Source organism: Halomonas halmophila, from assembly GCF_006540005.1.
GTDB lineage: Bacteria > Pseudomonadota > Gammaproteobacteria > Pseudomonadales > Halomonadaceae > Halomonas > Halomonas halmophila.
The window spans coordinates 111587-126175 of record NZ_BJOC01000019.1 but is presented as its reverse complement, the minus strand read 5'-3'; the positions used below and the strand labels follow the sequence as shown (position 1 = coordinate 126175).

Sequence of the window (14589 nt, the reverse complement as noted above, 5' to 3'; positions counted from 1 at the left end):
GTCATCTATCGGAAAGTGTCAGTTGCTGCCCGGGTTGTAAAGTGTCCGGGTGTTCGAGCCCGTTCCAGCGTGCCAGGTCATTCATCGCCACGGAATGCGCCGAGGCAATGGAGGACAATGTCTCGCCACGCTGCACCACATGGATGCTGTTCTGGCCAGACGAGCTCGAGGAGGACGGGGTCCGTAGAGCGGCAAGCAGGGGCTGGGCCTTGCCGGCAGGCACCAGCAGCTCTTCGACCTGATGCGGGTGTGCGATACCGGTACGCAGGCCCGTGTTGAGCTCGCCGAGTCGTTGACGGGATACATCCGCCAGGCTGGCCGCTTCGTCCAGGCTGATGCGCCGCGTTACCGGGACCCGGGCAAAGGCTGGTCCACCATGGATGTCGGGCAGCGTCACGCCATATCGGTCGGGCTCGGCAATGATGGCGGCAATGGCCAGCAATTTGGGCACGTAGTCCATGGTTTCAGAGGGCAGGTCCAGATCCCAGTAATCCCCGGACTGACCGCGGGCACGGGCTGCCCGGCGTGCCTGATTGACGGTGCCGGCACCGGCATTGTAGGCGGCCAGCGAGAGCTCGATATTGCCCTCGTACCATTGATCGGCCTGCATCTCGATGTAGTCCAGGGCGGCTTGCGTGGAGCGCACGACATCCAGTCGGCCATCCCAATGGCGGTTGCGGCTCAAGCCCAGGGCTTCGCCGGTGCGCGGCATGATCTGCCACAGGCCCGAGGCACCGCGATGGCTCCGCGCTTCAGGGTCAAAGGAACTCTCGATGAAGGGGACCAGAGCGATTTCGCCGGGCAGCCCGCGAGCCTCGACCTGCTGGATGATCCAGCTCAGCCAGGGGCGTGCGCGACGGGTGATTGCGGCAATGTTGCGAGGCCCCGAACTGTATTCATCGATCCAGTATTGCACGCGATCGTGACCGGCATCGGCACGCCACTGATCCTGCCAGGCAAAGTTGGCGCGCAGACGTTGCCACGCATCACCGGGATGGAGCGCCAGTTCGCCCCAGAATCCCGAGGCGTGGGTGTCGGCGGGCGAGCGTCTGCTGGAAGTGCTTTCAGTGGGGGCAGGCGAGGCCGCAAACGGGTCCTGGCCGGCAGACAGGTTTGCCGCCTCGACCATCGGGGGTAACAGGGCGCCCATCAAGGCACAGGAACCGGCAAATCCATACAAACGCTGACGCAGTGTATGATGGGTCATTCAGTGAACTCCTGGGCACCTTGGCCTGGTGGTGTGGCGGACAAGCCATCGTCCGGCGGTCAATGAGTCAAGCTCGCGGAAGATCATGGTGTTGCACGATCCGGCAGCCGCGAACTCAGAAGGCATCTTTCCAGGCACGCAGCGTCGTGAATGTCGCCAGGTCGGTATCTGTGGCCCCGTGTTCTGCTGCTGCCTTGCGTATAGCGGGATCGCCGCAGCGCAGGAAGGGGTTTATACGGCGTTCCCGGCCCATGGTGCTGGGCAGGGTGGGGCGTTCCAGCTCGCGGGCTCGCAGGCACTCCTGTTCGGCCTCGCGGATATCCCGGTTGTCGGGATCGGCCGCCTTGGCGAATTCCAGGTTGGCCAGCGTATATTCGTGGGCGGCGAAGACCAGGGCATCTTCCGGCAATGGGGCCAGACGTGTCAGGGAGTGGTGCATCTGCTCCGCGCTACCCTCGAAGAGTCGGCCACAACCACCGCTGAAGAGCACATCGCCACAGAACAGCAAGGGTGGTATGCCGGCGGTAAAGAACGCGATATGGTCGAGTGTATGCCCGGGCACCTCGAGGACCTCGAACAGGCGTCCCATGACACGGACCTCGTCGCCGTCTCCGACCCGCTCTTCGATGCCTGAAATGGCCGGGTTGTGCGGACCGATGACGCGAGGCGAATAACGCTTGATCAGCTCGGCGAGGCCACCGGTATGATCGGGATGATGATGCGTGATCAGTATGGTGCCGAGCGTGAGCCCTTCGCGCTCGAGCCACTCGATGACGGTAGCTGCATCGCCGGGGTCGACAACGCAGACACTGTCACTCGTATCCTGGCGGAGCAGCCAGATATAGTTGTCGCTCATGGCTGGAATGGGGGTAACGCTCAACATGAATGCTGTTTCCTCGCGCCTCTGTGAGTCCGGACTGTCCCGGAGTATCTTGTCTCGAGGCAATTCGCAAAAAGTGTAAACTGTGGAGAGAAGAGCGAACCATGTCAAATTCGCGGGATGCGATAGCACTGGCCAGGCTGGCTCGAGAAGGACGCCGATACTGGGCAGGGCAGGCTGGTCAGGGTATCTGGGCTGCCGAACGCGCCTGCATCGGCCCGTTGTGCGAACGCTGGTTCGGTCCCCATGCCCTCGAGCTCAGTCTGGCGCCTGTGCTGACGGATATGTGCCCGGTGCAGCATGCCTTGCGTTGGTCTCCCACGCCGGAACTCGCCGAGTCTAAGTCGACCCTGGTCTGTCCTCCCGACCAGTTGGCCTTGCCCGATGGCTGCCTGGATCTGGTGGTGGTGCATCATCTCCTCGAGGTTTTGCCGAGTGCCCACCATGTGCTGCAGGAAGCGGCCAGGGTGACGGCGGATGATGGCCATCTCGTGCTGTTCGGCTGGAGCCCCTATGGCACGGCGGGCTGTTCGCGAGTGCGCCCGGAATGGCGTCGACACTTCCATGGTGGGGGGCGCTGGCGCAGCCCGGCGCAGTTGAGCGACTGGCTGGAGTTTGTCGACTTCGAAGCGCAGCGGGTAGACTATTGCGGCTTCCGCATGCCGGGCGGTCCGGGACGCAACGCCATGCTCGAGACACTCGGGCGACGCTATAACCTGCCGCTGGGAGACGCCTACATGATTCATGCGCGCCGTCGCTCTCAGTTGATCCAGCCTCAGCGCGGCAGGCTGGCTTTCGAACGGCCAGTCGCCGGCCCGGCTCTGGGAGGCATCACACGGCTTGGATCATCTGCGAGAAGGGCACCAGATTGAGTGACGTTACCATCTATACCGATGGCGCATGCCGAGGCAATCCCGGGCCGGGTGGCTGGGGCGCCCTGCTGGTCAGTGGCGAGCATGAAAAGGCCATCAAGGGCGCCGAGGCCCATACCACCAATAATCGCATGGAGTTGATGGCGGCCATCATGGCGCTGCGTACACTGAAGCGTCCGTGCCGGGTCGCCCTATGGACCGATTCCGATTACCTGCGTCGCGGGATTACCGAATGGATTCATGGCTGGATCAAGCGCGACTGGAAGACGGCCTCGCGCAAGCCGGTCAAGAATGCCGAGTTGTGGCGTGACCTGCATGCAGAGTCCCAGCGCCACGACGTGGAGTGGCACTGGGTCAAGGGGCACAGTGGCCATCCGGGCAATGAACGTGCCGATGCGCTGGCCAACGAGGCCATCGATGAAATGAACGCCACCACCTGACAGCGTTCCAGCCTGGAGCGATCAGCGACGACGAGTTAGCTCATGCGACAGATTATCCTGGATACCGAGACGACCGGCATCGATCCTCGTGAGGGCCACCGCCTGATCGAGATCGGTGCCGTCGAGATGGTCAACCGACGCCTGACCGGCAACACTTATCATCAGTACATCAACCCCGAACGGGATATCGAGGCCGAGGCGGTCGATGTCCACGGCATCACCAACGAGAAGGTCGCCGACGAGCCGGTCTTCGCCGAGGTGGCCGACGAGTTCTGGGCCTTCATCCAGGGCGCCGAGCTGGTGATTCATAATGCGCCCTTTGATGTGGGCTTCATCGACCATGAGTTGAAGATGCTCAACCAGGCACGCAGCGAGCCTCGGCTCGGCCCGGTGGCGGAACATTGCAGGATTCTCGATACCCTGCGCATGGCCCGTGACAAGCACCCCGGCCAGCGCAACAGCCTGGACGCTTTGTGTAAGCGTTACGATATCGACAACGGCCATCGGGTCCTGCACGGCGCCTTGCTCGATGCCGAGATCCTGGCGGATGTCTACCTGGGCATGACCGGCGGCCAGACCGCCCTGACACTGGATGCCCAGCAGACGCAAAGCGAGCGCCAGGAGGCCGACAGTGCCGAGGGGCCGGACCTGCGTCGGCTTTCCCTGTCACGCGGCCAGCTGCGGGTGCAACAGCCGCAAGCAGCGGAATGGCAGGCGCATCATGACAAGCTTGCCAGCATTCGCGATGCGGCCGGCCAGTGCCAGTGGGACAACCTCGAGGGCTGGCCGGGGGCCACGGTTGGAGAGGACCCTGCCTGATGCTCAAGCGGGAACTGCCATACCGCGCCCAATCCGGTCGCCTGATTCGCCTGGCCCAGGGGCGCATCGCGCCCGGCGTGAATGATGGTCCCTTGCAGCCCGAGACGCCCTGGCATGCCGCGGTTCAGCCTCTCTGCTGGTGGCAGGGGGAGCCCGTCGGGCTCTCCCTGGAGGAGACTCCCGGGGAGGACTGGCCGGATGGCCGGGATTGGTTGGTGCGCTTGCCGGGTGACTGGTTTGCGCTGGTGTCGACGGCACTTCAGGTGGCCGCCTGGCTGCGCAACCATCGCTTCTGCGGGCGTTGTGGCGCACCGTCAGGCAGGCTGGATCACGAGTTTGCCATGCACTGCGAGCAGTGCGGTCAGCGCCATTACCCACGCATCTCGCCGTGTATCATCACCCTGGTAACGCATGGCGAGTCGCTGCTGCTGGCGCGCAGTCCGCGCTTCCCGGCGGGGCGCTATTCGACCCTAGCGGGCTTCATCGAGCCCGGCGAGTCCGCCGAAGAGGCGGTGCGGCGCGAGGTGGCGGAAGAAGTCGGAGTGGCACTGGGACGCCTGCGTTATTATCGCAGCCAGGCCTGGCCGTTCCCGCATTCGTTGATGCTGGGCTACTTTGCCGAGGCGGCGAGTCGGCGGATACGCATCGATGGTGTCGAGATCAGTGATGCGGCCTGGTTCTCGCCGACTCAACTGCCACACCTGCCGCCGGCATATTCGATTTCGCGAGCCTTGATCGATGCCCACCTGGCCCAGGTCGGTGCCCGGCGCTGATGGACCCACCGCCTTGAGCAATTTGATCAGCGAGAGGGGAACAGGCTGGTCAATCGGGTGGCCAGCATGACATTGCCACTGGCTTTCAGCCGGCCGCTCATGTAAGCCGCCATGCCATTGATATCGCCGGACATGATGCCTTTCAGGGTTTCCGTGCTGAGGTTCAGACTGACGGATGGGTCATCATGTTCTCCGGCGACGATGTCGAGCTCGCCATCATGGATCCTGAGGTAATGATCCTCGGCATCGGTGAAGTGAAACTGGAATATCTCGCGCATGCCTTCGGCTGCCTGGGGATCGAAGCGGACATGCAACTTGTCGAACGTGGACATCGTCTGGAAGCCTGTGAGTCAGGATGAATGGCGTATCGTCAGCCTATTTAAAACGATCGTTTTGATCAAGTCGGTCATGCGAAAGTGAGCCTTGCGTCACGCTGCTGCCCGGTTGTGACGAGGTGCAACTTACCAATATACAGGAGTCATACAGTGACGGAATGGCTAAGTGAGCTCGGCATGTTTCTGGCTCAGTGTCTGATCGTGGCAGCGAGTATCGCCGCGGTCCTGCTGGTAGCCGTCAAGGCGCGTTCCGGGGGTGGCGAAGACAAGACGCAGATCAGGCTGGAGGAGCTGAATCGTCGTCGCCAGCGCCGTCAGCAACGTCTACGCCTGGCTGCCACCGATGCCGGGCAACGCAAGGCACTGGCCAAGCGTTTCCGGCGCGCGGCCAAATCTCGCCACAAGGAAAGCGACAAGGCGGGTGACAGTCGCAGCACGGTCTGGGTGCTGGATTTTCAGGGCGACCTGAAGGCCAGTGCCACGGGCAAGCTGTCGGATGAAATCTCGGCGGTACTGGATGCGGCCGGCGAGGATGATGAAGTGGTGGTTCGCCTGGAGTCAGCGGGCGGTCTGGTGCATGCCTATGGCCATGCCGCGGCGGAAATGGACCGCCTGCGCCAGGCCGGGCTGAAGACCACGGTCTGTGTCGACAAGGTGGCCGCCAGCGGGGGCTACATGATGGCCTGTTGTGCCGATCATCTGCGGGCTGCCCCCTTTGCGGTGCTGGGCTCGATCGGTGTGGTGGCGCAGTTGCCCAATGTACATCGCTTGCTGAAACGGCACGATATCGATGTTGATGTACTCACGGCCGGTCAATACAAGCGCACCTTGACGGTATTTGGCGAAAACACCGAAGAGGGCAGGGAAAAGTTCCTGGGTGAACTGGATACGGTTCACGACCTGTTCAAAGAGTATGTCGCGGAGCGCCGCCCTCGGCTGGACATGCAGGCAGTGGCCACGGGGGAGACCTGGTATGGCACTCAGGCCAGGGACAATGGCCTGATCGACGAGATCGGCACGAGCGCTGCCTATCTGGACGACCGCATGCAGGAAGCGAGAGTGATCACGCTCAGCCTGCAACAGCCGCAGGGGGTCATGGAGCGTCTTGGGCTTTCGGTGTCGCGAGGCATCGAACGCACGGCACAGCGTGGACTGGAGGCGCTCGATGCCTCACGCTGGCAGAAACGCTAGAGCGGGCGCGCCGGCTTGTTCCAGCAGGGGCGTCACTCGCTCAGGCGGTCGAGTGTGGTGATGAGGGTCCTGGCTCGGTCACCTTCCAGCGAATAGTAGATCGTCTGGGAGGCGCGTCGGGTCGCCACGAGCTGAGCGCGACGCAGGATGGCAAGATGCTGCGAGAGTGCCGACTGGCTGAGCACGAGCTGCTGATTCAGTTCTGTGACTGAGAGCTCTCCCTCTGCCAGCAAGCACAGGATGCGCAAACGGTTATCGTTGGCCATCGCCTTGAGAAGGGCGCTGGCCTCTCCGACTTCCTCATCGCCTCTATCGATCAATAGGCGCTTGGCCTGGCGCTGAGAGTTGGTCATGTCTTGCTCCCATACCTAGCGAGCCCAATGCCACGCCATCCCTCGCTGGTCACCGGGTCTGTGTGTGATGACAGGCTGGCTCATCTTGGTCGGCCTGATCACGGCGATCTTCATTAGGCTTTGGGTTATTGTAGCTCATTCTTTTAAGGACTAGCGAATCAACGCTTGTCTAATGTGGTGATGAGCAAACTGCTAGTCTCTATACGTACCAATCTGTTTCTGCGTCAGAGCGATGGGGCCTGGACGGACGCCTGGCGCTCTGGCCTGACGACGTCAGATGCGTATAATGCTTCCCTTGCTTTTGCTCCTGCTTTCATTTGCCAGGAGGGTTCCCTCACCCCTCTTCCAAAAAGGACCGCATCCGACATGTTTGTACTGACTGCCGCCCAGAGGCGGCGCTGCCTGACGTTGCTGGTGAGCCTGCACATCCTGGTCATCGCGGCCAGCAACTATCTGGTCCAACTGCCCTTCAGCCTGTTCGGCTGGCACACGACCTGGGGCGCATTCAGCTTTCCGTTCATTTTCCTGGCCACGGACCTGACGGTACGCCTGTTCGGCAAGGAGCCGGCACGCGCCATCATCCTGCGTGTCATGTTGCCGGCACTCGTGGTCTCCTACGTCGTCTCGGTGCTCTTCCCCCAGGGTGGTTTCGCAGGCTTCGGCGCCCTGGGCCAATGGGACCTCTTCGTCGGTCGCATCGCCCTGGCCAGCTTCATGGCCTATGTGGTCGGGCAACTGCTGGATATCATGGTGTTCGACCGGCTCCGGCGTAAGCAGGCCTGGTGGGTGGCGCCGGCCTTGTCTACCCTGCTGGGCAACCTGGCGGACACCTTCGCGTTTTTCTCCATCGCGTTTCATCACAGCCCGGATCCTTTCATGGCTGCCAACTGGCCTGAGATCGCCTGGGTCGACTATGTCATCAAGCTCGGAGTCAGTCTGGCGCTCTTCCTGCCGCTGTATGGCGTACTGCTGGGTGGCTTGTCCCGCTGGCTGGCGGGGGTGACCGGGGATGACGACATGGCACCGCATCAGGCCCGTGCCCGTACCTGAAAGGGCTTTTCGACAACCAAGGAGGTAGCCAATGCCCGTGACACTTCACCATACCGATACCGGTGGCGAAGGGATGCCCTTGGTCATCGTGCATGGCCTGCTGGGCAGTGCCGACAACTGGCGCTCACACATCAAGCAGTGGCGCGAGTCCTGGCGGGTGATTGCCGTGGATCTGCGCAATCATGGTCGTTCGCCGCACACCGATGGTATGGCGTATCAGGCCATGGCCGAGGATGTCATGGAGCTGCTGCAGCAGCTCGAGATTGATCGGGCACATCTGCTGGGGCATTCCATGGGCGGCAAGGTGGTGATGAGCATGGCCCGCCTGGCACCGGAGAAGGTGGCCTCACTGATGGTCGCCGATATCGCGCCGCTGGCCTATGGACACGACCATGAGGCCATCTTTGCCGGGCTTCGGCGGCTGGAAGAGGGGGAGCCCGCGAACCGTAGTGAAGCCGATGCCATGCTGGCTGAATACGTGGCAGAGAGTTCGACACGGATGTTTCTTGCGACCAACCTGGTGCGCGGTGATCAAGGCGGCTTGCGGCTGCGGGTTGGGCTCGATGAGATCGAGGCGGGGTATGCCGACATCATGGCCGAGCCGGCCGGCGAGGGCGCCTTTCGCGGGCCGAGCCTGGTGCTGCGTGGCTCCAGATCGCATTATGTCAGCGATGCGGCCCTGCCGGCGCTGCATGAGGTCTTGCCCGATGTCCGGGTCGTCACCCTGGATGCGGGGCATTGGCTGCATGCGGAATGCCCCGAGGCCTTTCAGAGCGCGGTCAAGGAGTTTCTGACACCGCTGTGAGCCCGCTTGCTTCAGGGGGCTGGCGCGCTGATGTCCACGGCAAGGCGTGACACCTTGTGCTGTCCCTCGGCCAGGCCTTGCTCTTCCAGGAAGTGCTCGAAGGCATGATAGCGCCCCTGACTCAGGGCACTCGGGGTCAGTGTCAGGCGTGCCCGGATCTCGGGCCAGGCGTCACGATTGACCGGTGTGTCGAGTGTCGGCTCGGTGGCAATGAGCAGCTGCCAGCTGTCCCGGGGGTGTTCGAGGATCCAGGCCGTCGCTTCCTCCAGCGCTGCGATGAAGCGCCGGATGGCATCCCGGCGTTGCCTCAGTTCCTCACGGTTGGCTACCAGTATCAGGCCATCGTGCAGCGGAACCCCGTGGTCCTCGATTGGAAAGCTCCGTGTCGCGGTGCCGTCATTGGCCAGCGAGCGGGGCAGCAGGTGACGGTTGCCGCCGATGACGCCGTCGACACGGCCCTCCCTGACGGCCTCCTCGAGTCGATAGTGGACATTGGGGGTGTCCAGGTCGTCCAGGGTCAGCTTGGCGCCGGCGAGCATGGCCGGCAGCAGTATCTGTTCGCCATCCCGGTCGGCGTGGCCAATACGCTTGCCCTCCAGTTGGGATAATGACTCGATGCCACTCTCGCGACTGACGATCAGGGCGTCCAGCGGCACACTGACCAGACTGGCAACCCGAATCAAGGGCAGTCCTTCATCCACCAGCAGGTGCAGCAGTGGCTGGCGCGTCAGGGCCAGGTCGACTCGGGAGTCGGCCAGCAGCTTGGCGGGAACTTCCGGGTCGGCTGGAGTGGCAATCTCGACCCTGAGCCCGCGATGACGAAACATGTCCCTGGCCTGGGCCACATAAAGCGCCGCGTGGCGTGGACTGGGGTACCAGTCCAGGGAGACCCGCAGGTGATCGACCGGTGGCGGGGCAATGGGCTCGGGAGGCCCCTGCACGATGGCGGGTGCAATGGGGCGCGATGGCGTATCGACGGCGGGCCCGCTGGGTAGGGTGGCATAGCCGGCCGGCGCAGTGCCGGCCGGTCCCGACTCGATGGCGTTCAGATCCGGCACCATGACATCCGTTTGCAGGGGCGGAAATCCATGCTCATCGCTGGCGCTCGGCTGACCGCTGGCCAACGTCGCGATCAGCATGCTGGTCCCCAGCAAGAGGTGGCCTGACACCAATAGCGACCGGCGAAGTGACAACATGGCAATGGCTCCAGCGATGACGTCCAGCTTGGCTGGGTCGCGTTGAGTGAGAGGCCCTCGAGCCGACGTTCGGGTAGCGGCATACGCCCCGGGGTCGATTCGCATTCAGGACTGGGTAGTCTATCGGCGCTTGCCCTTGGCTGACCAGCCCTGGCTGGCGCAGGACGCATCGCGACATGCCAGCGGTCATGAGAGAATAGTGGTTCAACCGCCAGGCTTCATTACATGGACTCGATCAATACGCTCTTTCTGCTCAGTGGGTTCCTCATCGCGCTGAGCATCCTCGCCAGCCGGCTTTCCACCCTGGCCGGTGTGCCGTTGCTGCTCATCTTCCTCGGGCTCGGCATGCTGGCCGGCGAAGAGGGCGTGCTGGGAATCGAATTCGATGATTATGCGCTGGCCTTTCTGATCGGGCATCTCGCCCTGGCGATGATTCTTCTGGATGGTGGACTGCGCACACGGCTCAAGACCTTTCGTGTCGGTTTCAAGCCGGCGCTGAGCCTGGCAACTCTGGGTGTCTTCCTGACCAGTGCCCTGGTGGGCGGCATTGCCATGCTGGTCTTTGATCTGACGCTTGTCCAGGGACTGCTGGTCGGAGCCATCGTCGGCTCGACAGATGCCGCCGCCGTCTTCTCCATGCTCGGTGGACGTGGCATCAATCTCAACGAGCGGGTGGGCGCCACCCTGGAAATCGAATCGGGCACCAACGATCCGATGGCGATTTTCCTGACCCTGATGCTGGTCGAGATTCTGGTCGGTGATATGGGGGGCATCGGCGAGACGGCGCTGTTCTTCGTCGAACAGTTTGGCCTGGGCATCCTGTTGGGTGTGGGTATTGGCTGGCTGAGCGGCCGCCTGTTGAGCTGGCTGGACCTGGCCCCGGGCTTGTACTCGTTGCTGGCGCTGGCGCTGGGATTCTGTGTCTTCGGCCTGACCAGTGCTCTGGGGGGAAGCGGCTTTCTGGCGATCTACCTGACCGGCCTGATGATCGGCAACCGGCCCGGCCGCCATCTCAATTTCATTCTGCCGGTACACGATGGTCTGGCCTGGCTGAGTCAGATCGGGCTCTTCCTGGTGCTGGGCCTGCTCGTGACCCCCAGCGAGATGCTCGATGTTGCCTTGCCGGCGACCATCGTCGCGCTGGCGCTGATTTTCGTGGCGCGCCCTCTGGCGGTACTGGTCGCCATCAAGCCGTTTTTTCGCTTTCGCTGGCGCGAAGTGATCTTTATTGCCTGGGTCGGGTTGCGCGGCGCCGTGCCGATCGTTCTGGCCATCTTCCCGGTCATCGGCGGCGTCGAGAATGCCTCTCTGTATTTCAATGTCGCCTTTGCCGTGGTGTTGTTGTCGTTGTTGATCCAGGGCGGAAGCCTGCCCTGGGTGGCGCGACGCACCAAGGTGCTGTTGCCGCCCATGGTCACGCCGAATCGCCGGGGGCCGCTGGGCATTCAGGCGACCAATGATTTCGAGATGTTCGTCTATGTGGTCGAGAACAGTGACCTGGAGGATGTACCCATTCGATTGCTGCGCTTTCCATCCGGCGCCCTGATTGCCTCCTTGTTCCGGGATGGTGTCATGCTGCACCCCAAGGGCTCGACGCGCTTGTGCCGCAAGGATGTTTTGTGCGTCATAGGGCGTACCGATGACCTGCCGGCGCTGAACAAGCTGTTCAATGGGGATGCCACGCTCAAGCGGGAAAAGGCCTTCTTCGGTGCTTTCACCTTTGCCGGGAATGTCAGGATGGGGGATCTGGCCGACGCCTATGGACTGACTCTGAGCCCGGGCGAGCATGAAATGACACTGGCCGAATTCATTTCGCTACGGGTCGGGGGGCATCCGGTCGTCGGCGATGATGTCGACTGGCACGGTATTCACTGGGTTGTCAGCGAGATGAAGGGTAATCAGGTCACGCAGGTGGGCTTGCGGTTGTATTGAAGGCCGGCCGAAGCCGGCCGGGTCGGTTACTTTGCGACCTTGTTGTAGATGAAGAGCACGACAAGGGCGCCGACGATGGCAATCGCGAAGCTTCCCAGGTTGAAGCCATCCACGGCCCCAAAGCCGAGCAGGGTGCTGATCCAGCCGCCGACGACGGCGCCGATGATCCCCAGCAGGCAGGTGATGATGATTCCCCCACCATCCTTGCCGGGCATGATGAACTTGGCGGCGATACCGGCAATCAGTCCGAAGATGATCCATGCAATAATGCCCATACGGTCCTCCTGATCCGTTGATGTAAGCCTGCCCCGAGTAGAGAAGGGCAGGTGGCGGGAGTCTGAGCGAGTCTCGCACGGCTGTCCATGCCGGTTTAGACAAATTTCATTAACCACATGCGGGGCAACGAAGCCCTTTTGTCGACTTGTCCGGCTGACACACCTCGGCCCTGAAAGTCAGGGCCACGGTTCATTCGGCTAGCGTCTGGCGATGATCCAGATAGCATGCACGATGCCCGGGATATAGCCGAGAATCGTCAGCAGGATGTTCAGCCAGAAATGCAGGCCGAGGCCTACCTGCAGGAAGACGCCGACGGGTGGCAGCAGGATGGCGAAGATGATGCGGATAATATCCATGAGGTTCTCTTTGCGTCGCTGTGAGTCATGAGTGAGTGTACAGGAATAACTGGGGGTGGTTGGCCGGCTTATCAAGGACGCTTCAGATTCGTTGACTCAAGGGGATGCGAGAAAGCGGCTGGATTCCCCAGGGAGTAGCGGGCGCCGCCTTGACATGAAAGTTCGAGCCACTTTATCTAGTCGGGCTGCGGGGGCTCATGGCGCAACCGGGTGCTGGCGTTGGAGGCAGCCCGGATGGCCGCTTCCGCGGCGAGCGGTGGGCTGATGTAATAGCCCTGGATCTTTTCCACTCCGAGCCCGGTGAGTGCCTGCAGCTGTCGAGTATTCTCCACGCCTTCTGCCAGCACCGTCGAGCCGATTGCATTGGCAAAGGTTACGAGGGCACTGGCAAGGGCATAGCGGCGCCGGTCGAGATGGATGTCCTCGATCAGTGAGATATCCAGTTTTATCTTGTCGGCATCGATCTCCAGGATATGTTTCAAGGACGCGTAGCCGGCGCCGGCGTCATCGATGGCCACCCTCAACCCTTGGTGCTTCAAGGGAGCGAGGATGGCTTTCAGTGTTGCATAATCCTCGACCTTTTCATGCTCGGTGATTTCCAGCATGACCCTCTCGAGGTCATGCCTTGCAAGCAGCTCGGTTATCCGTGGGTCGAAGATCGCCTCGGGGGAAACATTGACTGACAGGTACTGATCAGAGGAGAAGCGCTGCAGGTAGGCCAGCGCCTGTTTCAGGCAGGCGAGTTCCAGCTCGACCCCCAGTCCACATTCGGCTGCGGTTTCGAACCAGTCACTGGTAGGGGTGGTATCGATATGCGCAAAGCCGGTGAGGGCTTCAAAGCCGATTACACGGTTTTCGGGAACCAGAAGTATCGGCTGGAAGAGAATCTCGACATTGTTACTGATAATGGTCGATTTTATTTTCTCGAAGACATGCTTGTGGATGTGGCCCTGCATGCCGCCTGAATCCAGTATAGCGCCGGCCGCATCTGCCAGGGCTTTAAGAACCTCGGCATTCACACTGTCTTTACCACCTCTCAAGGGCGAGTTGTTATAACAACAGATAGTGCCATGATTGTGGCCGGATGCACTGGTGATGGTGGCGCCGACATAAGAACGGATATCCAGCTTGCGCGTGAGGGCCAGGGCATTGGTCACCTTGTTCTTGTGGGTATCGACAATAATACCCGGGATCTGGTTATTGGAAATGTGAGCACAGTAGGTGGCATCCAGGTCGTGGGTGTCACCTTCGCAAATGGGAGAAGTGCTGGTGTGGTGAGTCGATAACGACAGTATCTTTCGACTATTACCCTCGAAGAGGCCGACAAAACCGACTTCCATCTGTAATTGCTTTCTTGCCACAGTGGCAAATATACGCATGATTTGCGTGGTGGTCATGTCAGTCATCTTCATCTTGACGTCCTGTCGAGCGATGAATCAATGTTAATCGGTTGCGCGGATTCCTGTGTGCGGCATGATGTTTATCATTGCCGTATATGCGTGGCAAGTTGCAAAATCTGAAACATGCTGAAAGCCGAGTTACCTATTGCCTGGCTCGGCCAGAGGCATCTCACAAGTTGACCATTGAGAAGCAGGGCTTCCCGGTTTGATGTGGTTCAGGTGTTACCGCAGTGCGCCACTCCTGTGGCTGGTGCGGCAAGGTAGTCGCGCGGCGGGACGTGATATCTGGTCAGCGTTGGCTGGTTTGTGGGGGCGACGGACGTCCAATGTTCGCATGCCATCATGGAACCATCATGATAAATGGGATTTTGAGCTATTCCACCATTGATCACACCACAAAAATATTCTCGGGCGATGCTTCACGATACATGTTAGAGAAGGCCCATGGAGTGAGGACGATGTTGGTCGCTGGGTGTCCGCCACACGACAAAGCCCCGTCGGATGCCAGGGCTTGGGAGTGCGGTGCGGGGCTATTTGCCGTCCAGCTCCTTGTTGGTGTGGTGTATCGCCCACCAGGTGATGGCGGTGACAGGGACGACCAGAGCTGCCACGATTATCAGGCTATTCATCGTCTTGCTCCTCCTTTGCCGCCAGCTGGGCTCTCTTGTGTACCAGTTTAACAAGGTTTATCGCATTATAGGCGA

General features: G+C 61.3%; 16 protein-coding genes. 8 read left to right on the top strand and 8 right to left on the bottom strand.

What is annotated here, in order from left to right; all coding sequences use genetic code 11:
* Nucleotide 1 precedes the first annotated feature (1 nt).
* Nucleotides 2–1207, bottom strand: coding sequence for a transglycosylase SLT domain-containing protein (locus HHA01_RS07655; protein WP_141319368.1), 1206 nt, complete (start codon nucleotides 1205–1207; stop codon nucleotides 2–4).
* Nucleotides 1208–1322: 115 nt separating this feature from the next.
* Nucleotides 1323–2090, bottom strand: a complete 768-nt coding sequence (gene gloB, locus HHA01_RS07650; RefSeq protein ID WP_141319366.1) for a hydroxyacylglutathione hydrolase — start codon at nucleotides 2088–2090, stop codon at nucleotides 1323–1325.
* A 101-nt stretch (nucleotides 2091–2191) separates the two neighbouring features.
* Between gloB and HHA01_RS07645 the strand changes: the two genes are divergently transcribed.
* The 4 genes from HHA01_RS07645 to nudC are packed head-to-tail and all read left to right on the top strand — an operon-like array spanning nucleotide 2192 to nucleotide 4991.
* Nucleotides 2192–2959, top strand: a complete 768-nt coding sequence (locus HHA01_RS07645; protein ID WP_141319364.1) for a class I SAM-dependent methyltransferase — start codon at nucleotides 2192–2194, stop codon at nucleotides 2957–2959.
* The gene (rnhA, locus tag HHA01_RS07640; RefSeq protein ID WP_174787725.1) at nucleotides 2956–3399 is read left to right on the top strand and encodes a ribonuclease HI; all 444 of its coding nucleotides are present in this window, start codon (nucleotides 2956–2958) and stop codon (nucleotides 3397–3399) included. Before HHA01_RS07645 ends, rnhA begins: the two co-directional genes overlap by 4 nt.
* 42 nt (nucleotides 3400–3441) lie before the next feature.
* Nucleotides 3442–4218, top strand: coding sequence for a DNA polymerase III subunit epsilon (dnaQ, locus tag HHA01_RS07635; protein ID WP_141319360.1), 777 nt, complete (start codon nucleotides 3442–3444; stop codon nucleotides 4216–4218).
* Entirely contained in the window at nucleotides 4218–4991 is a 774-nt protein-coding gene (nudC, locus tag HHA01_RS07630; protein WP_141319358.1) for an NAD(+) diphosphatase, read from the top strand. The genes dnaQ and nudC overlap by 1 nt, the downstream gene beginning before the upstream one ends.
* A gap of 26 nt (nucleotides 4992–5017) precedes the next feature.
* Here the strand turns inward: nudC and HHA01_RS07625 are convergent, their stop codons facing one another.
* Complete coding sequence (locus HHA01_RS07625; RefSeq protein ID WP_141319356.1) at nucleotides 5018–5323, bottom strand: SCP2 sterol-binding domain-containing protein; 306 nt, start codon at nucleotides 5321–5323, stop codon at nucleotides 5018–5020.
* A 153-nt stretch (nucleotides 5324–5476) separates the two neighbouring features.
* Here HHA01_RS07625 and sohB point away from each other — a divergent pair, with 153 nt between their 5' ends.
* The gene (sohB, locus tag HHA01_RS07620; protein WP_141319354.1) at nucleotides 5477–6517 is read left to right on the top strand and encodes a protease SohB; all 1041 of its coding nucleotides are present in this window, start codon (nucleotides 5477–5479) and stop codon (nucleotides 6515–6517) included.
* A gap of 32 nt (nucleotides 6518–6549) precedes the next feature.
* Here sohB and HHA01_RS07615 read toward each other — a convergent pair whose 3' ends face one another.
* Nucleotides 6550–6870 carry an ArsR/SmtB family transcription factor gene (locus HHA01_RS07615; RefSeq protein ID WP_141319353.1) on the bottom strand — a complete coding sequence of 107 codons (321 nt, stop codon included), beginning with the start codon at nucleotides 6868–6870 and terminating at the stop codon, nucleotides 6550–6552.
* 366 nt (nucleotides 6871–7236) lie between these two features.
* Here HHA01_RS07615 and HHA01_RS07610 point away from each other — a divergent pair, with 366 nt between their 5' ends.
* Both HHA01_RS07610 and HHA01_RS07605 read left to right on the top strand, forming a co-directional pair.
* Nucleotides 7237–7920, top strand: a complete 684-nt coding sequence (locus HHA01_RS07610; RefSeq protein WP_141319351.1) for a 7-cyano-7-deazaguanine/7-aminomethyl-7-deazaguanine transporter — start codon at nucleotides 7237–7239, stop codon at nucleotides 7918–7920.
* Nucleotides 7921–7951: 31 nt separating this feature from the next.
* Nucleotides 7952–8725, top strand: coding sequence for an alpha/beta fold hydrolase (locus HHA01_RS07605; protein ID WP_141319349.1), 774 nt, complete (start codon nucleotides 7952–7954; stop codon nucleotides 8723–8725).
* Between the two features lie 11 nt (nucleotides 8726–8736).
* Here the strand turns inward: HHA01_RS07605 and HHA01_RS07600 are convergent, their stop codons facing one another.
* Nucleotides 8737–9921, bottom strand: a complete 1185-nt coding sequence (locus HHA01_RS07600) for an ABC transporter substrate-binding protein (RefSeq protein ID WP_141319348.1) — start codon at nucleotides 9919–9921, stop codon at nucleotides 8737–8739.
* A 225-nt stretch (nucleotides 9922–10146) separates the two neighbouring features.
* On the opposite strand from HHA01_RS07600, the gene HHA01_RS07595 reads away from it, so the two are divergent.
* Complete coding sequence (locus HHA01_RS07595; protein ID WP_141319346.1) at nucleotides 10147–11853, top strand: potassium/proton antiporter; 1707 nt, start codon at nucleotides 10147–10149, stop codon at nucleotides 11851–11853.
* Nucleotides 11854–11879: 26 nt separating this feature from the next.
* Here the strand turns inward: HHA01_RS07595 and HHA01_RS07590 are convergent, their stop codons facing one another.
* The 3 genes from HHA01_RS07590 to HHA01_RS07580 form a co-directional block, all read right to left on the bottom strand.
* The gene (locus tag HHA01_RS07590) at nucleotides 11880–12128 is read right to left on the bottom strand and encodes a GlsB/YeaQ/YmgE family stress response membrane protein (protein WP_141319344.1); all 249 of its coding nucleotides are present in this window, start codon (nucleotides 12126–12128) and stop codon (nucleotides 11880–11882) included.
* Between the two features lie 198 nt (nucleotides 12129–12326).
* A complete protein-coding gene (locus tag HHA01_RS07585) occupies nucleotides 12327–12485 on the bottom strand; it encodes a YqaE/Pmp3 family membrane protein (RefSeq protein ID WP_141319342.1) in 159 nt (52 codons plus the stop codon).
* A 176-nt stretch (nucleotides 12486–12661) separates the two neighbouring features.
* Nucleotides 12662–13897, bottom strand: coding sequence for a sensor domain-containing phosphodiesterase (locus HHA01_RS07580; RefSeq protein WP_141319340.1), 1236 nt, complete (start codon nucleotides 13895–13897; stop codon nucleotides 12662–12664).
* Nucleotides 13898–14589: the final 692 nt, after the last annotated feature.